This is a genomic window from Streptomyces sp. LUP30 (assembly GCF_001746365.1).
In the GTDB taxonomy this organism is placed as follows: Bacteria; Actinomycetota; Actinomycetes; order Streptomycetales; family Streptomycetaceae; genus Streptomyces.
The window spans coordinates 94,284-113,374 of record NZ_MJAJ01000022.1 but is presented as its reverse complement, the minus strand read 5'-3'; the positions used below and the strand labels follow the sequence as shown (position 1 = coordinate 113,374).

Annotated in this window: 21 protein-coding genes, 4 tRNA genes and 1 pseudogene; 17 read left to right on the top strand and 9 right to left on the bottom strand. The window is 69.4% G+C overall.

The window, feature by feature from the left end:
* Positions 1–95: 95 nt before the first annotated feature.
* On the bottom strand, positions 96–1,352 hold the full coding sequence (locus BG482_RS20035) for an APC family permease (protein ID WP_069770432.1): 1,257 nt from the start codon (positions 1,350–1,352) through the stop codon (positions 96–98).
* Positions 1,353–1,580: 228 nt separating this feature from the next.
* On the opposite strand from BG482_RS20035, the gene BG482_RS20030 reads away from it, so the two are divergent.
* Complete coding sequence (locus BG482_RS20030) at positions 1,581–1,847, top strand: GlsB/YeaQ/YmgE family stress response membrane protein (protein ID WP_069770431.1); 267 nt, start codon at positions 1,581–1,583, stop codon at positions 1,845–1,847.
* A 58-nt stretch (positions 1,848–1,905) separates the two neighbouring features.
* Here BG482_RS20030 and BG482_RS20025 read toward each other — a convergent pair whose 3' ends face one another.
* Complete coding sequence (locus BG482_RS20025) at positions 1,906–2,394, bottom strand: YajQ family cyclic di-GMP-binding protein (protein WP_069770430.1); 489 nt, start codon at positions 2,392–2,394, stop codon at positions 1,906–1,908.
* A 225-nt stretch (positions 2,395–2,619) separates the two neighbouring features.
* Here BG482_RS20025 and BG482_RS20020 point away from each other — a divergent pair.
* Positions 2,620–2,701: transfer RNA gene (locus BG482_RS20020), tRNA-Tyr, on the top strand.
* A 140-nt stretch (positions 2,702–2,841) separates the two neighbouring features.
* On the opposite strand, the pseudogene BG482_RS41220 reads toward BG482_RS20020, so the two are convergent.
* Positions 2,842–3,105, bottom strand: a pseudogene (locus BG482_RS41220) (site-specific integrase); the annotation flags it as partial.
* 676 nt (positions 3,106–3,781) lie between these two features.
* On the opposite strand from BG482_RS41220, the gene BG482_RS43480 reads away from it, so the two are divergent.
* The 3 genes from BG482_RS43480 to BG482_RS43475 all read left to right on the top strand — a co-directional run bounded on the left by BG482_RS43480 (position 3,782) and on the right by BG482_RS43475 (position 6,494).
* Entirely contained in the window at positions 3,782–4,087 is a 306-nt protein-coding gene (locus tag BG482_RS43480; protein ID WP_141746644.1) for a hypothetical protein, read from the top strand.
* Between the two features lie 396 nt (positions 4,088–4,483).
* Positions 4,484–5,107 (top strand): hypothetical protein, encoded by a 624-nt coding sequence (locus BG482_RS20005; protein ID WP_069770427.1) that lies wholly within the window; start codon positions 4,484–4,486, stop codon positions 5,105–5,107.
* Positions 5,108–5,426: 319 nt separating this feature from the next.
* A complete protein-coding gene (locus BG482_RS43475; RefSeq protein ID WP_141746643.1) occupies positions 5,427–6,494 on the top strand; it encodes a hypothetical protein in 1,068 nt (355 codons plus the stop codon).
* Between the two features lie 297 nt (positions 6,495–6,791).
* On the opposite strand, the gene BG482_RS20000 is transcribed toward BG482_RS43475, so the two are convergent.
* Complete coding sequence (locus BG482_RS20000; RefSeq protein ID WP_069770426.1) at positions 6,792–7,070, bottom strand: hypothetical protein; 279 nt, start codon at positions 7,068–7,070, stop codon at positions 6,792–6,794.
* A gap of 97 nt (positions 7,071–7,167) precedes the next feature.
* Between BG482_RS20000 and BG482_RS41215 the strand changes: the two genes are divergently transcribed.
* Positions 7,168–7,389 (top strand): hypothetical protein, encoded by a 222-nt coding sequence (locus BG482_RS41215; RefSeq protein WP_079141938.1) that lies wholly within the window; start codon positions 7,168–7,170, stop codon positions 7,387–7,389.
* Positions 7,390–7,657: 268 nt separating this feature from the next.
* Here BG482_RS41215 and BG482_RS19995 read toward each other — a convergent pair whose 3' ends face one another.
* Entirely contained in the window at positions 7,658–8,314 is a 657-nt protein-coding gene (locus tag BG482_RS19995) for an SDR family oxidoreductase (RefSeq protein ID WP_069770425.1), read from the bottom strand.
* Between the two features lie 132 nt (positions 8,315–8,446).
* The gene (locus tag BG482_RS19990; protein ID WP_069770424.1) at positions 8,447–9,727 is read right to left on the bottom strand and encodes an amidohydrolase family protein; all 1,281 of its coding nucleotides are present in this window, start codon (positions 9,725–9,727) and stop codon (positions 8,447–8,449) included.
* 278 nt (positions 9,728–10,005) lie between these two features.
* On the opposite strand from BG482_RS19990, the gene BG482_RS19985 reads away from it, so the two are divergent.
* The 6 genes from BG482_RS19985 to BG482_RS19960 all read left to right on the top strand — a co-directional run bounded on the left by BG482_RS19985 (position 10,006) and on the right by BG482_RS19960 (position 12,807).
* Positions 10,006–10,078: transfer RNA gene (locus BG482_RS19985), tRNA-Thr, on the top strand.
* 46 nt (positions 10,079–10,124) lie between these two features.
* Positions 10,125–10,197: transfer RNA gene (locus tag BG482_RS19980), tRNA-Met, on the top strand.
* An 88-nt stretch (positions 10,198–10,285) separates the two neighbouring features.
* Positions 10,286–10,450: a 50S ribosomal protein L33 gene (rpmG, locus tag BG482_RS19975; RefSeq protein WP_018834916.1), complete on the top strand. Its 165-nt coding sequence runs from the start codon at positions 10,286–10,288 to the stop codon at positions 10,448–10,450.
* Between the two features lie 129 nt (positions 10,451–10,579).
* Positions 10,580–11,071: a MaoC family dehydratase N-terminal domain-containing protein gene (locus tag BG482_RS19970; RefSeq protein WP_069770423.1), complete on the top strand. Its 492-nt coding sequence runs from the start codon at positions 10,580–10,582 to the stop codon at positions 11,069–11,071.
* Positions 11,072–11,078: 7 nt separating this feature from the next.
* Positions 11,079–11,507, top strand: coding sequence for a MaoC family dehydratase (locus tag BG482_RS19965; protein WP_069770422.1), 429 nt, complete (start codon positions 11,079–11,081; stop codon positions 11,505–11,507).
* A gap of 244 nt (positions 11,508–11,751) precedes the next feature.
* On the top strand, positions 11,752–12,807 hold the full coding sequence (locus BG482_RS19960; RefSeq protein WP_069770421.1) for a UDP-N-acetylmuramate dehydrogenase: 1,056 nt from the start codon (positions 11,752–11,754) through the stop codon (positions 12,805–12,807).
* 81 nt (positions 12,808–12,888) lie between these two features.
* Here BG482_RS19960 and BG482_RS19955 read toward each other — a convergent pair whose 3' ends face one another.
* Positions 12,889–13,521 (bottom strand): NAD(P)-dependent oxidoreductase, encoded by a 633-nt coding sequence (locus BG482_RS19955; RefSeq protein WP_069770420.1) that lies wholly within the window; start codon positions 13,519–13,521, stop codon positions 12,889–12,891.
* 98 nt (positions 13,522–13,619) lie between these two features.
* Here BG482_RS19955 and BG482_RS19950 point away from each other — a divergent pair, with 98 nt between their 5' ends.
* Entirely contained in the window at positions 13,620–14,207 is a 588-nt protein-coding gene (locus BG482_RS19950) for a TetR/AcrR family transcriptional regulator (protein WP_069770419.1), read from the top strand.
* A 166-nt stretch (positions 14,208–14,373) separates the two neighbouring features.
* Here BG482_RS19950 and BG482_RS19945 read toward each other — a convergent pair whose 3' ends face one another.
* Positions 14,374–15,405 carry an adenosine deaminase gene (locus BG482_RS19945; RefSeq protein WP_069770418.1) on the bottom strand — a complete coding sequence of 344 codons (1,032 nt, stop codon included), beginning with the start codon at positions 15,403–15,405 and terminating at the stop codon, positions 14,374–14,376.
* Positions 15,406–15,540: 135 nt separating this feature from the next.
* Complete coding sequence (locus BG482_RS19940; protein WP_069770417.1) at positions 15,541–16,767, bottom strand: pyridoxal phosphate-dependent aminotransferase; 1,227 nt, start codon at positions 16,765–16,767, stop codon at positions 15,541–15,543.
* A 260-nt stretch (positions 16,768–17,027) separates the two neighbouring features.
* Here BG482_RS19940 and BG482_RS19935 point away from each other — a divergent pair.
* From BG482_RS19935 to rplK, 4 genes are all read left to right on the top strand, one after another.
* Positions 17,028–17,100 (top strand) — tRNA-Trp (locus tag BG482_RS19935).
* 114 nt (positions 17,101–17,214) lie between these two features.
* Positions 17,215–17,502: a preprotein translocase subunit SecE gene (secE, locus tag BG482_RS19930; RefSeq protein WP_069770416.1), complete on the top strand. Its 288-nt coding sequence runs from the start codon at positions 17,215–17,217 to the stop codon at positions 17,500–17,502.
* An 80-nt stretch (positions 17,503–17,582) separates the two neighbouring features.
* Positions 17,583–18,437: a transcription termination/antitermination protein NusG gene (gene nusG, locus BG482_RS19925; RefSeq protein WP_069770415.1), complete on the top strand. Its 855-nt coding sequence runs from the start codon at positions 17,583–17,585 to the stop codon at positions 18,435–18,437.
* 171 nt (positions 18,438–18,608) lie between these two features.
* A complete protein-coding gene (rplK, locus tag BG482_RS19920) occupies positions 18,609–19,043 on the top strand; it encodes a 50S ribosomal protein L11 (RefSeq protein WP_006383482.1) in 435 nt (144 codons plus the stop codon).
* Positions 19,044–19,091: the final 48 nt, after the last annotated feature.

Below are 19,091 nucleotides of genomic sequence, written 5' to 3'. Positions count from 1 at the left end.
ACGATTCGGCTGTGCCCACCACCGGTCGGCTGTCGCCCAGGCCATGGGCCGTGGCCCAGATCATGGGCCGTCGCGCCCCCGCTGTACGGGCCGCATCAGCGGGTCAGCCTGGTCACCCGCAGCCGTACTCCGTACGCGACCACCCCCACCGCGAGCACCCCCGCCCCCACCATCACCGACGTCGCAGGCAGCGCGAAGGCGAGGACCAGACAGCCCAGGAGTCCCAGCGCGGGCAGCGCCCGCCGCCCAGGAGCCGAATCGAGCGTCCAGGCCGATGCATTGGCCACGGCGTAGTACGCAAGCACCCCGAAGGAGGAGAACCCGATCGCACCTCGGACGTCCACCGTGGCGGCCAGGACCGCGACCACCGCGCCCACGGCGAGTTCGGCCCGGTGCGGCACCTGGAAGCGCGGGTGAACGACGGACAGGGCGTGGGGCAGATGCCTGTCCCTCGCCATGGCCAGCGTGGTGCGTGAGACGCCCAGGATGAGGGCGAGCAGAGAGCCCAGCGCGGCCACGGCGGCGCCGACGCGCACCACCGGCACCAGCTCGGACGCCCCCGCCGCCCGGACCGCGTCGGCCAGTGGCGCGGCAGACCGGCCGAGTTCGGCGGCCCCGGACACGGAAAGGACGGCCACCGCCACACTCGCGTACACGACAAGCGTGATGCCCAGCGCCAGGGGGATCGCGCGGGGGATGGTGCGCTCCGGGTCCCGCACCTCCTCGCCGAGGGTCGCGATGCGTGCGTATCCGGCGAACGCGAAGAAGAGCAGACCGGCGGCCTGCAGCACCCCGCCGAAGCCCTCGGAGGCCCCGATCTCCAGCCGCCCGGCATCGGAAGTGCCCGATCCCAGGCACACGACCACCACGGAAGCGAGGACCGCCAGGACCACCACCACGATCACCCGCGTCAGCCAGGCCGACTTCTGGATACCCCCGTAGTTCACCGCGGTCAGCGTCACCACGGCCGCCACCGCGATCGCGTGCTCCCGCCCCGGCCAGACGTACGCCCCGACCGTCAGCGCCATCGCCGCACAGGAGGCCGTCTTCCCGACCACGAACGAGCAGCCGGCCAGATACCCCCAGAACGGCCCGAGCCGCTCGCGTCCGTACACGTACGTGCCACCGGACGCGGGATACAACGCGGCCAGGCGCGCCGACGCCATGGCGTTGCAGTAGGCGACCACCGCGGCGAACGCCAGCCCGATCAGCAGACCGGAGCCCGCCGCGTGCGCGGCGGGGGCGAGGGCCGCGAAGACGCCCGCGCCGATCATCGAGCCGAGCCCGACAACGACGGCGTCGCCGACGCCCAGCGTCCGCCGTAGCTCAGGGGACGGTCCTGGCTGTGTCATGCGCCGCACCCTACTGATCCACGGAACCGCTGGACGCCGTAGTGACGTCGTCCCCGCCAACGGGGCACGAACCTCGTACGAAGCCGAAGCCTCGACGGCCCCCTATGCCGACGCCGGCGGCGGGGGCGAGTACAGCCCGCTTCGGCGAGCGAGCGCCTGAGCTGGCCGGCGCGCGAGATCACAGCGCCCGGACAGCCCGGGCACAGCACGGAAGGGCAGGTTCAGGGCATGAGCATCATCAGCTGGATCATCCTGGGGCTGTTGGCCGGAGTCATCGCCAAGGTGCTGCTGCCGGGCCGTGACCCGGGTGGCTTCGTCGGCACGACCGTCATCGGCGTCGCCGGCGCGTTCATCGGCGGCTGGATATCGGCCCGCTGGCTGGACCACCCCATCAGCAAGGACTTCTACGACGGCGCGACCTGGGCCGCGGCGATCGGCGGTTCGCTCGTGCTCCTGATCGTCTACCGCCTGCTGTTCGGCAACTCGCGCGACTGAGCGCGGCCGGTAGGCGGAGTCAGGAGGGTGGGCGCCCGGCAGGCGCCCACCCGGCGGACTACCGGTAGTTCACGAACTGCAGGGCGAAGTCGAAGTCCTGGCCCTTCAGTAGCGCGATGACCGTCTGCAGGTCGTCGCGGCTCTTGGAGCTGACCCGGAGTTCCTCACCCTGGACCTGGGCCTTCACGCCCTTGGGGCCCTCGTCACGGATGAGCTTCGCGACCTTCTTCGCGTTGTCCTGGGAGATGCCCTCCTTGATCTCCGCGAAGAGCTTGTACTCCTTGCCGGAGAGCTGGGGCTCGCCCGCGTCCAGCGCCTTCAGCGAGATCCCGCGCTTGATGAGCTTGGACTGGAAGACGTCGAGGACAGCGTTCACCCGGTCCTCGGAGTTCGCCTCCATCAGGATCTTCTCACCGGACCACGAGATCGAGGCGCCCACGCCCTTGAAGTCGTAGCGCTGCGAGATCTCCTTGGCGGCCTGGTTGAGGGCGTTGTCGACCTCCTGCCGCTCGACCTTCGAGACGATGTCGAAACTGGAGTCGGCCATGTCCTGTGGCTCCTTGTATCAGAGTGCGTATCGGGTGCGAATCGGCGCACGCGGGGGTGACCGCCGAGCCCGGCGTGATCCCGGGCCGCATCCGCACAAGCCTAGCCACCCCGCTCCCTCTGGGCGGCGAGGAATCAGGTGGCGAAGCACCCCTGCGCATCAGGTATCGTTTACGTCGTTGCCAGGGAGCACCGCCGAAAAGCGGTTCGAATCGGCAGCAAACCCGGCGGTGTGCCCGAGCGGCCAAAGGGAGCAGACTGTAAATCTGCCGGCTCAGCCTTCCCAGGTTCGAATCCTGGCGCCGCCACACGGGAACTAAGGGCCCTGTGACCAGCTGTTTCAGCTGTTCACAGGGCCCTTAGTCATGTACCCGGCGATCAGCGCACTGTCTCGTTCGAACGCCCCCATCTCGAACGCTGTGGACGGGGCGTGGACGGGATCCAGTCCTCACCCACCCTGTCCCAGCCGGGCGGAGATCTTGGCGTTCGCGGCCTCATCTCCGTCCTTGAGGAACTTGGCGTACACGCGAAACAGGACGGCCACGCTGTGACCGGCGCGCTCTGCCACAAGCTGAGGCTCGACTCCAGAGCTGAGCCAGGTGGAGACCGCCGCGTGGCGAAGGTCATACGGCCGTTCGGCCAACACCGACTCGAACTCCGCTGGGGTCAGGGCCCGTTTGCGGGCTTCGGCCCAGACTTCCCCATAGCCGGAAGCCCACCGCGCGGCCTACAGAAGAGCCAAGACCGACGACGCGATCTTTGTATGCATCGCTCGTCGGGCTGAGGGTGGATGGTGGAGCTTGACGCTATGTCTTGCAGTGGGCCCACCATCCCGGACGAGGCCATGACGGTCTTGCAGTCTGTGGCTGAAGCACTGGTGCTCGCGGACACAGCGACACAGCCCAACATCTCGCCCGACTACATCTCCATGCGAGCGATCGAAAGCGAGCAGAGGGTGCGCGAGATCGCGGCTGCGTTCCATGCCGCTCTGCACGGTTTCCGACAGCTATACATCGCCGTTCCGATCGGCCGGCGGAGGGCCTAGCCGGCCGCACGTGGACGAGGCGTGGACGTCTGAGGTCGACTTGCCTCCCGGCTCCGTCATCTGCGCAGGTCAAATGCGGCTCAGAGGATGCAGTCTTGACAGGACTATAGATCTGCAGCACCAGCGCGGAAGCGCTCGTGATCACTGGTCACGGCGGCGCTTGGCTCTCGGCCCATCTCCTGCCACTCCTGATTCGGAGCCTGAGGGACCTCCGCGACAGCCCCGAGCAGGAACACCCTACGAGGGGTGACGGCACGCTGCACCGCAACGGCAGCGTGTGGGGTGGGCCACTTCACCGATGCACTGCCTACGCGAAGAGTCGCCGCGTCGCTACCGTCTGCTCGTGGAGAATGAGCACCCAGTTCCTCAGGGCCAGGTGGTCTGGGGCCTTCGGTATTTCTGCAATAGCTGCCAGGGGCAGAATCAGCCCCGCGATAGCGAGGAGGCAGTGCAGGCAGATGCTGTGGCACACCGGCAGCAGGAGCACGGCGGCCTGGAGCCGCGCGGGGTTGACGGGTTCGAGCAGGCGCCGATCGGCTGGCAGGCCAAGCCTGCCGAGACCGCATCCTCGGGCGGCGGTGCTGCGCTCGTCATTCTCGTCACGCTGATCATCGCGGTCATCGTCGTGGCCTACATCGTCAAACACTGACTGGCCGCGCCAGCCCCGCCACGGGCTAGTAACAACAACCGTGCACGTCGGTCCCGCCGTCGTCGTCATGCCGGACGGTTGCGAAGTGGCGGTCACTGCTTCGGCCGTGCTCCGCTACGACCCCAGCCGCACCGACAACCGGGAGTCCGACCGCACCAGCACCTGGGCTGGCAGCGTCGCCTTGGCTGAGTCAGCGGAGGGGGTCGACCTTTTCGATGCGGCACCTGGGGTGCTGCGCATGCCGGAAGGCCGCGAGAGCGAGTTCATGGCGAAACAGGTTGCGGCCCGGACGAAGTCGGGCTCGCAGGGCTTGGCCCTGCTCCCTTCGTCGACGGCTGACTCTGCGCGAGCCGATCGGATCCACAGCGCGGGTGTCTGCCGCCAGTCTCCCGCCGCATGGATATCCCCAGGGGCGATGTCGCCTCGTTATCCACGGCTGGCCTCAGCACTGTGGCCGCCTTCGGCGCATGGTTTGCCGCCCGGCGGTCCGGCCGCACCGCTGACACAGTCGCCCGGATCGAGCAGGACCGGTGGCACGCTGACCTGCTGCCGCAGTTCGACCTCTCCATCGAGGACCGTGAAGGCGACCGAGCCACGCTCAGGGTGCGCCTCATTGGCCCGCTGCCCCTTTGTCACTTGGACGAGATCCGCATCGAAATCGCGCAGAGTGACGACATGTCCCGTACCGCAACCCTGACCGGCGGGCCGACACAAGAGCAAGTGGACGCGCAGGTGTGGGGACCGGTCTGTTTCACGCATGGCGCCGATGGTGCGGACGTGCACGGGAAGACCGTTGCCCCGTTCTCTTTGGATGTTGGTACGGGGCGGCCGTTCAGCATCGAGCGCACCAGGCCGCCGCATTGGCAGGAAGGCCACGATCGGGCTGCTCGATGGCGGGACCAGTGGCTGAACTCCCCGATGCGGGTCGTACTCACCTGCAAGCGGGAGGGCTTCAAGTCGTGGGTCGTTCCCCGTGACGTCGAGGTGCCGGAAAGCGCACGAGTCCGGTGGGTTGGGTAGCCGCAACGACACAGCGTCCCGGGGAACTTGTCACCTGGGGCGTACTCGCCGGAGGCTAGCCGCGCGCGAAGCATCGGGACGTCCTGTCGGTAGCAGCTCGGACGATGTCTTTTCGTGGCTTACGGTTGTAATAGCCGTCATCAAGACGAGCGATAGGAATGCGCCGGATAGGTCAATTAGGGCGATTCCAATCGTATGTCGGGGTAGATGGAGCGGCATGGCAGAGTTGGCCGATAGGTATTTTGGGCGCTTCCGTGAGTGGTGGCGGGAGCGACGCTCCTGGGAACTTAGTGAAGAGGGTCGCGCCACTATTCGCACCATGAGAGCTCTCGTAGAGGCTACGGATGACAGCCTTTCTGACCTTGATGCTGGTAAGAAGCTACTCGCGGCGGCCCGTGCTGAATTGGATTCCGCAGACTTGTTGCTCGACTTTGAAAAACATCACAGGATGCCGCTGGGGTCACATGTAACTGCTGCTCAGATCCACCTTAGTGCGGCTCGACTGCTCTGGGTAAAGTCCTTCCTGTCGTCTCCGGAGGCCATTAAGCCATATCTGCCTAGCTTGCTGGCAGTCGTCAAGGAGCATCTTCCCTCGGGCGACGAGCGCAGGAAATCCGTCGAGAATGTCCGGCGCGGCGATTCCCTGAGCGATATCGACGTGGTAATGATCACCGAGGCGGTCGAAGCTGCTCAGGCGGTTAGCCTCCGTGAAAAACTGCGCGCCAAGAGCTTTGTGCGCATCGTATGGGTGGTGGCTGGGTTCTTGTTTGTTCTGGCGGTGAGTATCTGCACGCTCAGTGCCCTCTGGCCCGAGGTAGTACCACTCTGTTTTAACCCAACGAAGTCGGTGGAAGCTCTTTCAGTAGAATCGGAGAAGCCGGGGACAAAGTCACCAGTGATGTACGAGGTGGTCTGCCCTACAGGAAGTGATCCTTTTCCTTCCTCCCCAGATGTGGACGTAAACCTCGAGAAGACCGCCATGCGCCGAGACTATTTCGTTGTTGAAGTCGCTGGCCTTGTAGCGGCTGGCCTCGCCTCAGCCTCAGCGTTGCGGAAGATCAGAGGTACAGCCACCCCTTATGGGGTACCAGTTGCTCTGGCAGCATTGAAGTTGCCAGCGGGCGCTCTGACGGCTGTCGGAGGTCTTCTCCTCATGCGCGGTGGATTTGTTCCAGGTCTCAGTGCGCTCGACTCATCCGCGCAGATCATCGCCTGGGCCATCATCTTCGGGTACTCGCAGGAGCTGTTCACGAAATTCGTTGACCAGCGCGGGCAAGCGGTGCTGGAAGATGTGCGTGGGCCAGGCGACCCCCCGCCCGGGGCCCGCCGACGGGGAGATTCCCCCAGTGGTTCAGGCCCAAGATCTCAGGCTGCGGCCATTACATAGACCGTGCCCTTCAGGTGCGTCATGCTGCCGTGGGTCATCGCATGACCTCCTGGATGTGGACGAGTCGTGGACGATGACCCATTGCCCGGCTTTCGATGCGCGAGAAGCCGCAGGTCAGAGGACGTGTAACCAGGCGATCGTGTGAGGGCTGTAAATCTGCCGGCTCAGCCTTCCCAGGTTCGAATCCTGGCGCCGCCACGCTGAGTGAAGTGACCCCTCTGAACTGCGGAAACGTAGAGCGGAGGGGTTTCTTCGTGTGGGGCCGGGTGTCTCCGGGCAAGCCGGGGCTGTTTGGTCTCAGGCTTCCTCGGAGGGGGACTTCGCCGCCCTTTTCACCTCCGCCTCGACGTCGTTGCGCGGCTTGTTCTCGTCCTTGGCGTACTCGGTCACCGTGGCCTGGACGTCGCGGGCCAGGTCGCGCCAGGCGCGCCATGCGGTCTCGTAGGTGTCGGTCTGGATCTCCGACCAGGGAGTGGCCGTGGGCGCGCCGTAGGCGTCCCGCAGCGCTTCGACCCTCGCGTGTGCCTCGTCGGCCGCGCGTTGCTTCTGCACGAGTTCCTCGAAGGTATGTGCCACGTGTAGCGATGCTAGGGAGGGCGGCGCACTTCCGCGCGGTGAGCGGGGCGCGTCCCGCCAGGGGCACCCGCGTGGCCCACTGGGGCAGACTGGCCCCATGTCCAGCGCGTCCAGCCGTCGCAGAACCTGTCCGGAGTGCCGTCGCGAGATCGCCGTCGTCGCCGGACGGTTCGCCCGGCACGACCCGCCGGGGGCGCGGGGGAGCGGCGACCTGGTCTCCTGTCCCGGCTCCCGCAGCACGGCCCAACTGGGGGCCGCTCAGCCGTCCTTGGACGGCTACGTCGTGCCGGAGTTCCCGGGGCAACTGCCGCTCTTCTAGCGCTCCAGCGCGCCCGCTCCAGCGCGCCCGCTCCCGCTCCAGCGCGCCCGCTCCCGCGCTCCCGCTCCAGCGCGCCCGCTCCCGCTCCCGCGCTCCCGCTCCAGCGCGCCCGCTCCAGCGCGCCCGCTCCCGCTCCCGCGCGCCCGCTCCAGCGCGCCCGCTCCCGCTCCCGCGCGCCCGCTCCAGCGCTCCCGCTCCCGCGCGCCCGCTCCCGCGCCTGCGCCTGCCCCGTCTGCTCCGCCTCCACGGGCCCGGCGGCGGAGCGGTCTCAGTTCCCCGCCACCGCCTTCACCGCCACGGCCACCGGGGCGGAGCCGCTGATCAGCTCCAGGACCAGACCGGACGTCGCCGGGGTGTCGAGCAGTTCCGCCAGCACGGCGGCCACGTCGTCGCGCGGGACCGAGCCCCGGCCCGTGCGGGCCTCCAGACGCACCAGGCCGGTGCCGGCGTCGTCCGTGAGCGAGCCGGGGCGCAGGATCGTCCAGTCGAGGGACTCCTGACCCTGCACGTACGCGTCCGCCTGGCCCTTGGCGCGCAGATAGACGTCGAAGATCTCGTCGCCCCGGTGGTCGGGGTCCGCGCCCATGGAGGACACGACCACGAAGCGGCGCACCCCCGCCCGCACGGCCGCGTCGGCGAACAGCACCGCCGCATCCCTGTCCACCGTGTCCTTGCGGGCCACCCCGCTGCCCGGGCCCGCACCCGCCGCGAACACGGCCGCGTCCGCGCCCCGCAGCCGCTCGGCGACCTCCTCGACGGACGCCGACTCCAGGTCCAGCACGACCGGTTCGGCGCCGGCCGCCCGTAGGTCGTCGCTCTGTTCCGCCTTGCGGATGATCCCCGCGACCTCGTCTCCGCGAGCGGCGAGCAGACGCTCCAGCCGCAGCGCGATCTGACCATGACCACCAGCGATGACAATGCGCATGCTGTCGACCGTACGCCCCGGGAGCCCCGCCCGCCGCACGGGCCGGATCCGATCCGCTCAGGATCCGCCCGTCGTCCGGAGCCCGGCGGGGCCGGCGGGCCGGCGCCCGTCATCCCTCATGGACCGTCGTCCTCATGACAGGTCCCCGCGTCCCTGTCTCGGGAGGCCCAACTCCGTGGCGGCCGCCGAGTCGCAGTACTCGCGGACCGCGCTCGTGCGGGCCACCACACGGCCCTGATGGATGACGATCCTGCTGTACGCCAGTGACAGGGCGCCCGCCAGCCGGTCGCCGCGGACGGCGAGGAGGTCGGCCGGGAAGCCCGCCTCGACGCGCACCTCGGGCAGGCCCAGCGCGGCGCGGGCGGACGTGCTCACGGCGTCGTAGGCGTCCTCGGGGCGCAGGCCGTGACGGGACGCCAGGAGATAGGCCCCTTCCAGGGGGTCGCCGCGGCCGACCGGGTTGCCGACGTCCCGCAAGGCCCCGCTGCCGGCCGCCACCCGCACCCCGGCCGCGCGCAACAGCCGTACGGGGGCCGCGCCCCGCTGGTCGACGCCTCCGCAGCCGCCCTGGGGGAGGCAGACCACCGTCACGCCGGCGGCGGCCAGTTGGTCGGCGGTGCGGCCGGCCGTGTCGGCGGGGAGGCGGGCTAGGCCACCGCAGGGGCTGAGGACCACGCCGGGGCGCAGACCGCCGGCCATCGCGGCGAGACGGGCCAGGCGGCCGGGGTCGCCGGCGTCGGTGTGCAGGTCGACGGGGCAACCGTGTTCGGCGGCGACTTCGAGCACGGCCTCCACGTAGCCCGTGGGGTCGGGGTCCAGGTCAGGGCAGCCGCCCACCGCCGAGGCGCCCATCTTCACCGCGTCCCGGAGCATGGCGAGTCCGTCCGCTCCCGCCGCGCCGGTCAGCACCCGGGGCATCGCCACCGTCGTCAGCTCCGCGAGCCCGCGCAGCGAGCGTTGGGCCCGCAGCACGGCGGCGAGCGCGCCCAGCCCCTGGACGTCGCCCACGTGGACATGGGCGCGTACCGCCGTCGCGCCATGGCCCAGTTGCACCAGGACCGCCTCCGTGGCGCGGCGCTGGACGTCAAGGGGGGCGTAGGAGACGGGGCCGTCGACGTCGGCCGTGAGGGCCGTGTCGGCGTGTGCGTGCGGCTCTGCCGGGGCCGGGAGCAGCAGATAGCCGCCGAGGTCCACGCGGGCGCCGGCGATCGGGCCGGAGGGGCCCGGTCCGGCCGTCAGGCTGCCTGCCGTGCCGACCGCCTCGATGCGCCCGCGGCCCAGCCGGACGTCCACGGTCCGGCCGTCCGTCAGACGGGCCCCGCACAGCAGCAGGGCTGCCGGGTCGGTCGAGCCGTCGGAGTCGCCGGACGAGGACGACCACGAGTGGGGCGGCTGCGGCTGGCTGTCGGGCATCGCGCTCCAGGGGCTCGGGACTGCGCCGGTGACGCAGCACACGCTGAGGACGCAGGCGTCGCACAGGGACGCGTGATCACGCAGAGTGAGTCGAGCCTAGGGCGGCGGTTCGGCGCGGGCGGGGAGGAGCGCAATAGTCGTACTGGTGTGGCCCCCTGTGCGGGAGGGGCGCGGGAGGCTGCCGGGACCTCGGAAGACGGCCCTCGGGGCGGTCCCGGAGGGGCCCGTGAAACGGATTTGGGTGAACGGCTGCGGACCGTGTAATGTCTTCATCGCTCGCCCCAATAGCTCAGTCGGTAGAGCGTCTCCATGGTAAGGAGAAGGTCTACGGTTCGATTCCGTATTGGGGCTCTGGTGGGTGAGGTTCCCGTCGCGAGGCGGGGCCCGATCCCATCAAAGCGGTGTAGCTCAGTCGGTAGAGCAAGCGGCTCATAATCGCTGTGTCACCGGTTCAAGTCCGGTCACCGCTACTGACAGTAGCCGATTGTGGGGTCGGTCCTTCGATCGGCTACTCTTCTATGCGTTAATCGTCCCATCCGTTCGTCAAGGAGCACTCCTGTGGCTGCCACCGACGTCCGCCCGAAGATCACGCTGGCCTGCGTGGAGTGCAAGGAGCGGAACTACATCACCAAGAAGAACCGGCGTAACAACCCGGACCGAATGGAGATGAAGAAGCACTGCCCGCGTTGCAATGCGCACACCGCGCACCGCGAAACGCGATAAACCAGGCTCGTATGCGAGGCCGTCCCCGAGTGATCGGGGGCGGCCTCGTGTCGTTGAGCGACTCGTACCGGTCAGTAGAGCGACGCAGTCCCAGAGCGGCGCAGAGCAAATCAGGAGGTGCCGAGGCCCATGGCACTCGACCAGTCCTTCGTCGGGCGGACCTACCCGCCCACCGATCCCTATGAGGTCGGCCGGGAGAAGATCCGCGAGTTCGCCGAGGCCGTGGGGGACGCCCATCCGGCGTACACCGACCCGGACGCCGCCAAGGCCCTGGGACACCCGGATGTGATCGCGCCGCCGACGTTCGTGTTCTCGATCACCTTCAAGGCGGCCGGACAGGTCGTCCAGGACCCTCAGCTGGGGCTGGACTACAGCCGCGTGGTGCACGGAGACCAGAAGTTCGCCTACCGGCGCCCGGTGCGCGCGGGTGACCGGCTCACGGTCACCTCGACCATCGAGGCCGTCAAGTCCATGGCGGGCAACGACATCCTGGACATCCGCGGCGAGGTGCACGACGAGGCGGGCGAGCACGTCGTGACCGCCTGGACCAAGCTCGTCGCCCGCGCGGCGGACCCCGCAGACCCCGCGGAAGCCGCGGCGCAGGCCGACGGGAAGGCGTGAGGAACCGATGACGACGAAGATCGCTTACGACGACGTCGAGGTCGGCACCGAGCTGCCGGCCCAGTCCTTCCCTGTGAACCGCGCCACGCTCGTGCGCTACGCGGGTGCCTCCGGGGACTTCAACCCCATCCACTGGAACGAGAAGTTCGCCAGGGAGGTGGGCCTGCCGGACGTCATCGCGCACGGCATGTTCACCATGGCCGAGGCGATCCGCGTCGTCACCGACTGGACCGGCGACCCGGGCGCGCTCGTGGACTACGGCGTCCGCTTCACCAAGCCCGTCGTCGTTCCGAACGACGACCAGGGCGCGGTCATCGAGGTGACCGGCAAGGTCGGCGCCAAGCTCGACGACAACACCGTGCGGGTCGATCTGACGGTGACCAGCGGCGGGTTGAAGGTTCTCGGGATGTCCCGGGCGGTCGTACGACTGGCCTGAGGGCGACCCGGCCGGGACGCCCGGCAGCAGACGGTGCCGTAAGGGGCGTCCTCCATGGAGAGACGCCCCTTACGCGTCCCCCGCGGCCCGTCGGCCGGTCCCAACCGTCCGTCGGCCGGCCCCAACCGTCCGTCGGCCGGTCCCAACCGTCCGTCGGCGGATCCGACGCCCGTCGGCCGATCCCACGGCCCGTCGGCGGACGCCTGGCCGGATCGGTGTCAGCGCTGTCTCGTAGGCTGGGCGCGTGCAGGAACTCCGTGACGCCCCGCTCGCCCCGCTGACCACCTTCCGGCTGGGCGGTCCCGCCGCCAGGCTGGTGACCGCGACGACCGATGCCGAGGTGGTCGCCGCCGTGCGCGAGGCCGACGCCGACGGTACGCCGCTGCTGATCGTGGGCGGCGGCTCGAACCTCGTCATCGGCGACAAGGGCTTCCCCGGCACGGCCCTGCGCATCGCCACCCGCGGCTACGAACTCGTCGGGACCCGGCTCGAACTGGCCGCCGGAGAGGTGTGGACCGACGCCGTCGCCCGCACCGTGGAGGCCGGGCTCGCCGGCGTCGAGTGCCTGGCCGGCATTCCCGGCTCGGCGGGGGCCACCCCGATCCAGAACGTCGGGGCGTACGGCCAGGAGGTCTCCTCGACGATCACCGAGGTCGTCGCGTACGACCGCCGCACGGGCGAGACGGTCGCGCTCACCGGTGAGGAGTGCGCCTTCTCCTACCGTCACAGCCGCTTCAAGGCCGACCCCGAGCGGTACGTCGTGCTGCGCGTCCGGTTCGCGCTGGAGGACGCGGGCGGGCTGTCGGCGCCCCTGAAGTACGCCGAGACGGCACGCGCGCTGGGCGTCGAGCCCGGGGACCGCGTACCGCTCGCCGACGCCCGCGAGACCGTGCTGAAGCTGCGCGCCGGGAAGGGCATGGTCCTGGACGCGGAGGACCACGACACCTGGTCGGCCGGTTCGTTCTTCACCAACCCGATCCTCACCGACGCCGACTTCGCCGCGTTCCACGCGCGTGTGCGGGAGCGGCTCGGCGACGCCGTGGAACCGCCCGCCTACCCGGCGGGACAGGGACACACCAAGACCTCCGCGGCCTGGCTGATCGACAAGGCGGGCTTCACCAAGGGCTACGGCAGCGGACCCGCCCGCATCTCCACGAAGCACACCCTCGCCCTCACCAACCGGGGCGCGGCCACCGCGGACGACCTGCTGGAGCTGGCCCGCGAAGTGGTCGCCGGGGTGCGTGAGGCCTTCGGCGTCACGCTCGTCAACGAGCCCGTGATGGTGGGCGTCGAGCTGTAGGGCCCGCCTGCCCCGGCCCGCCCGGGCCGCCCCCAACTCCGAGCCGCCCCCACTCCCGTCCGCCCCCGCCCCGGTCCGGCCCTAGTAAGCCACCCCCACCCCCTGTTTCACCGTTCCCGTGTCGGTGACCATCGTCAGCATCGCGTGGGCCACGTCGGCGCGGCCGATGAACCGGCCCCTGGGCGGGAAGCCGCCCACCGCCGTGCGGTACGAGCCGGTGAGCGGCTTGTCCTGCAGGCGCGGAGGGCGTACGACCGTCCAGTCCGTGGTGCTGCGCGCCAGCTCGGCCTCCATCTCCCGCAGGTCGGCGTACACGTCCTTCAGGGCCGCGGAGACGAGGGAGCGCATGGTGCGGTCCAGGGCGCCGTCGCCCTCGGGGGCCGGGCCGACCGGGCCCGCGCTCACCACGAGCAGCCGGCGCACCCCCTCCGCCTCCAGGGCCGACAGCACGGTGCGGGTGAGCCGGGCGGCGACGCCGGCGTCCTTGCGGCGGCGCGCCCCGAGCCCGGACAGGACCGCGTCCCGGCCGGCCACGGCGGTGCGCAGCGGCTGCGGATCGGTCAGGTCGGCGCGGACCACCTCCAGCCGGGCGTCGGTGACGCCGAGCCCGGCGGGATCCCGTACCACGGCGGTGACCTGGTGGCCGGCGGCCAGGGCCTGGCGGACGACCTCCCGGCCGATGCCCCCGGTGGCGCCGAAAACGGTGAACTTCATGGCGTGCTCCCCACTCCGGTCAGGTGGGTGAGTATTCACTCACCCCTGCCTCCTCTAGAGTGGGTAAGCATTCACTCACTCGTCAAGGGGGAATCCGAATGGAACGACCGGCCCGCGTCCGCATCCTCGACGCCGCGCACGAGCTGATGCTCACCGTCGGGCTGGGCCGCGCCACCACCAAGGAGATCGCCAAGGCGGCCGACTGCTCCGAGGCGGCGCTGTACAAGTACTTCGCGAGCAAGGAAGAGCTGTTCATCCGGGTCCTCGCGGAACGCCTGCCCCAGCTGACCCCGCTGCTCAGCAGCCTCGTCGACGAGCCGGGGCGCGGCACGCTGGAGGGCAACCTCACCGAGATCGCCCGCCAGGCCGCCCTGTTCTACGAGGAGAGCTTCCCGATCGCGGCCTCCCTGTACGCCGAGAAGCAGCTCAAGCGGCGGCACGACGACGCCATGCGGAAGCTGGGCGCCGGGCCGCACATGCCGATCGAGCAGCTCGCGGCCTATCTGCGGGCCGAGCAGGCGGCGGGCCGGGTACGGGAGGACGCGGACGCGTTCGCCGCGGCCTCGTTGCTGCTGGGCGCCTGCGCGCAGCGCGCGTTCGCCTACGACGTGACGGGGGAGCGGCCGGAGGCGGACGGCTTCGCCGCACGCCTCGCACGCACCCTCCTGGCCGCCATCGCCGCCTGACGGCTCGGACGCGGGCCTGGCTCAGACGCGGGCCCGGCTGCGCACGACGCCGACCTGACGGCAGAAGGCGTCCTGACGGCAGAAGGGCCTGAGGGCAGAAGGCCCTTACGGCAGAAGGCCCTTACGGCAAAAGGCGTCTTGACGGCTCAGGACGCCGTCTGACGGCTCAGGACGCCAGCCAGTCGTCCACGCCCGCCAGCAGCTTTCGCCGCACGTCCTCCGGCGCCGCCGAACCCCGCACCGACTGCCGGGCCAGCTCGGCCAACTCCTCGTCCGTGAAGGCGTGGTGGTCGCGGGCGATGTCGTACTGGGCCGCCAGACGCGAACCGAACAGCAGCGGGTCGTCGGCGCCCAGGGCCATCGGCACCCCGGCGTCGAACAGGGTCCGCAGCGGCACGTCCTCCGGCTTCTCGTACACCCCGAGAGCCACGTTCGACGCGGGGCAGACCTCGCAGGTCACGCCGCGCTCGGCGAGCTTCTTCAGGAGCCGGGGGTCCTCGGCGGCCCGCACCCCGTGCCCCAGACGGTCGGCGTGCAGGTCGTCCAGGCAGTCGCGGACGGACGACGGGCCGGTCAGCTCGCCGCCGTGCGGGGCGGACAGCAGGCCGCCGTCCCGCGCGATCGCGAACGCCCGGTCGAAGTCCCGCGCAAGGCCCCGGCGCTCGTCGTTCGACAGCCCGAAGCCGATCACCCCGCGGTCGGCGTAGCGCACGGCCAGCCGGGCCAGGGTGCGCGCGTCCAGCGGGTGCTTCATCCGGTTCGCCGCGACCAGCACCCGCATCCCGAGCCCGGTCTCGCGCGAGGTCGTCTCCACCGCGTCGAGGATGACCTCCAGCGCCGGGATCAGCCCGCCCAGCCGGGGTGCGTACGACGTCGGGTCGACCTGGATCTCCAGCCAGCCCGAGCCGTCCTTGAGGTCCTCCTCCGCCGCCTCCCGCACCAGCCGCTGTATGTCCTCCGGCTCCCGCAGGCAGGAACGCGCCGCGTCGTAGAGGCGCTGGAAGCGGAACCAGCCCCGCTCGTCGGTGGCCCGCAGCTTCGGCGGTTCCCCGCTCGTCAGCGCCTCGGTCAGCGCCTCTGGCAGGCGCACGCCGTGCTTGTCGGCCAGTTCCAGCACGGTGGTGGGCCGCATCGAACCGGTGAAGTGCAGGTGCAGATGGGCTTTCGGCAGTTCAGAGACATCACGTACGCGCTCCATTCAGGAATCCTGCCGTACGCGGGCGTCGTCCGGGTAGCCGATTCCCCGAACGTGGTCTTGCTCGCACACAACAGCGGGCCGCCTCCCGAAGGAGACGGCCCGCAGGCTGCTCAGCCGAAGCAGGCTGGAGAGCGGTCAGTCCCTGGCCTCCGCCAGCAGCTTCTGGATGCGGCTCACGCCCTCGACGAGGTCCTCGTCGCCCAGCGCGTACGACAGCCGCAGGTACCCCGGAGTGCCGAAGGCCTCGCCCGGCACCACCGCGACCTCGGCCTCCTCCAGGATGAGCGCGGCCAGCTCGACCGTGTCCTGCGGGCGCTTGCCGCGGATCTCCTTGCCGAGCAGCGCCTTCACGGACGGGTACGCGTAGAACGCGCCCTCGGGCTCCGGGCAGAGCACGCCGTCGATCTCGTTGAGCATCCGCACGATCGTCTTACGGCGCCGGTCGAAGGCCTCGCGCATCTTCTCCACGGCGGACAGGTCGCCGGAGACGGCCGCCAGGGCGGCGACCTGCGCCACGTTCGATACGTTCGAGGTGGCGTGCGACTGCAGGTTCGTCGCGGCTTGGACGACGTCCTTCGGGCCGATGATCCAGCCCACCCGCCAGCCCGTCATCGCGTACGTCTTGGCGACGCCGTTGACCACGATGCACTTGTCGCGCAGCTCGGGGACGACCGCCGGCAGCGACGTGAACGTCGCGTCGCCGTAGACGAGGTGTTCGTAGATCTCGTCCGTCATCACCCACAGGCCGTGCTCGACGGCCCAGCGGCCGATCGCCTCGGCGTCCTCGGCGCTGTAGACCGCGCCGGTCGGGTTCGACGGGGAGACGAAGAGCACGACCTTCGTCTTCTCGGTGCGCGCCGCCTCCAGCTGCTCGATCGAGACCCGGTAGCCGGTGGTCTCGTCGGCCACGACGTCCACGGGGACGCCGCCGGCCAGCCGGATCGACTCCGGGTACGTCGTCCAGTACGGCGCCGGGACGATGACCTCGTCGCCCGGGTCGAGGATCGCCGCGAAGGCCTCGTAGATCGCCTGCTTGCCGCCGTTGGTGACGAGGATCTGCGCGGGGTCGACCTCGTAGCCGGAGTCGCGCAGCGTCTTGGCGGCGATGGCGGCCTTCAGCTCGGGCAGACCGCCGGCCGGGGTGTACCGGTGGTACTTCGGGTTCTTGCAGGCCTCGACGGCCGCCTCGACGATGTAGTCCGGGGTCGGGAAGTCGGGCTCACCGGCGCCGAAGCCGATCACCGGCCGCCCGGCGGCCTTCAGGGCCTTGGCCTTGGCATCCACGGCGAGGGTGGCGGACTCGGAGATCGCGCCGACTCGGGCGGAGACCCGGCGCTCGGTGGGAGGGGTTGCAGCGCTCATGGGCCCCATGGTTTCAGACCGGAAACCACCCCGGCACACGGGTTTCACCTACTGAACATGTACGGGCAAAGGCCTGAACATCCGTCCGGATTCGCTTGCCATGTTGGGCGATCTTCCGCCGAGGAGGTCCCCGCAGGCCTTTCACGTTCGACGAGGCGCTCAAGACCACGTACACTCACACGTCGTTGGCCTTCGACAGCCGCGCCGCCAAAGGTGCACACCGAGCACCCGGTCGGATGCGGTACGTTGGGGACACACAAAGGGTCGTAGCTCAATTGGTAGAGCACTGGTCTCCAAAACCAGCGGTTGGGGGTTCAAGTCCCTCCGGCCCTGCTACACACTCCGTCACCAGGATGTGTGCGCAGCGCATGTACGTCCAGCAATGCACTCGCCGTGCGGCTCACACCGGGCGCGGCACGGCCACGACCCGGGAACAGGTGAGGACGAATGGCGGATGCCGTGGGCTCCATCGACACGCCTGATGCCCAGGACGAGGTGCCTGAGGCGAAGAAGAAGGCACGCAAGGGCGGCAAGCGGGCCAAGAAGGGCCCGCTGAAGCGCCTCGCGATCTTCTACCGTCAGATCGTCGCGGAGCTTCGCAAGGTCGTATGGCCGACGCGCAACCAGCTGACGACGTACACGACCGTGGTGATCGTCTTCGTCGTCATCATGATCGGCCTGGTGACCGTGATTGACTATGGACTCAGCCACGCCGCCAAGTACGTCTTCGGCTGATCCAAGAGCGAAGGGCGCCGAGGTATCCGGCGCCCCTTTCGCATGTTCCACCCCTATGTATCCAGGAAGAAGCAGCCACCGTGTCTGACCAGAACCTGAACGAGGACGTCGAGTCCGTGGACGACGAGCTCGACATCGTCGAGGGCGCGGACGAGGACCTGGACGAGTTCGAGGCTGCCGAGGCCGAAGCGGGCGAGCCCGCCGAGGAAGCCGCGCTCCACGTCGAGGACGAGGACGCCGACGAAGCCGACGCCGAGGAAGCCGACGAGGCTCCCCTCGACGAGGCCGAGGCCGAGGAAGAAGAGCCGGCCGAGCCCGTCGACCCTGTCGTCGCCCTGCGCGAGGAGCTGCGCACCCTCCCCGGCGAGTGGTACGTCATCCACACGTACGCCGGCTACGAGAACCGTGTGAAGACCAACCTGGAGCAGCGCGCGGTCTCCCTGAACGTCGAGGACTACATCTTCGCGGCCGAGGTGCCGCAGGAAGAGGTCGTCCAGATCAAGAACGGCGACCGCAAGACGATCCGTCAGAACAAGCTCCCCGGCTATGTGCTGGTGCGTATGGACCTGACGAACGAGTCCTGGGGCGTCGTCCGCAACACTCCCGGCGTGACCGGCTTCGTGGGCAACGCCTACGACCCGTACCCGCTGACCCTGGACGAGATCGTCAAGATGCTCGCGCCGGAGGCCGAGGAGAAGGCCGCCCGTGAGGCCGCCGAGGCCGAGGGCAAGCCGGCTCCGGCCCGCAAGGTCGAGGTCCAGGTGCTGGACTTCGAGGTGGGCGACTCGGTCACCGTCACCGACGGTCCGTTCGCCACGCTGCAGGCCACGATCAACGAGATCAACGCGGACTCGAAGAAGGTCAAGGGTCTCGTGGAGATCTTCGGCCGCGAGACCCCGGTCGAGCTCAGCTTCGACCAGATCCAGAAGAACTGACACCTTCTGGAACCCACGCCTCCGAACAGGTCAGGCGGGCTGTCACAGCTCGCCTGACCTGCTCGGTTTTTGGCCGCGCATGGATACCCGTTATCGTTGTGCGGTATGCCTCCATCCGGATCATCCGGACCGGACGGCTGAAAAAACTCTCACTAGGACCCGGAGAGAGCAATGCCTCCCAAGAAGAAGAAGGTCACGGGGCTCATCAAGCTCCAGATCAACGCCGGTGCGGCGAACCCGGCCCCGCCGGTCGGCCCCGCGCTCGGCCAGCACGGCGTCAACATCATGGAGTTCTGCAAGGCCTACAACGCCGCGACCGAGTCGCAGCGTGGCTGGGTGATCCCGGTGGAGATCACGGTCTACGAGGACCGTTCCTTCACCTTCATCACCAAGACGCCGCCGGCCGCGAAGATGATCCTCAAGGCCGCGGGTGTCGAGAAGGGCTCGGGCGAGCCGCACAAGACCAAGGTCGCCAAGATCACTCAGGCGCAGGTCCGTGAGATCGCCACGACCAAGCTGCCCGACCTGAACGCCAACGACCTGGACGCCGCGTCGAAGATCATCGCCGGCACCGCCCGTTCCATGGGCATCACCGTCGAGGGCTGACCTCACCCCCCGTACCAAGCAGAAGTGTGGAAGGGCCTGCTCGGCCCG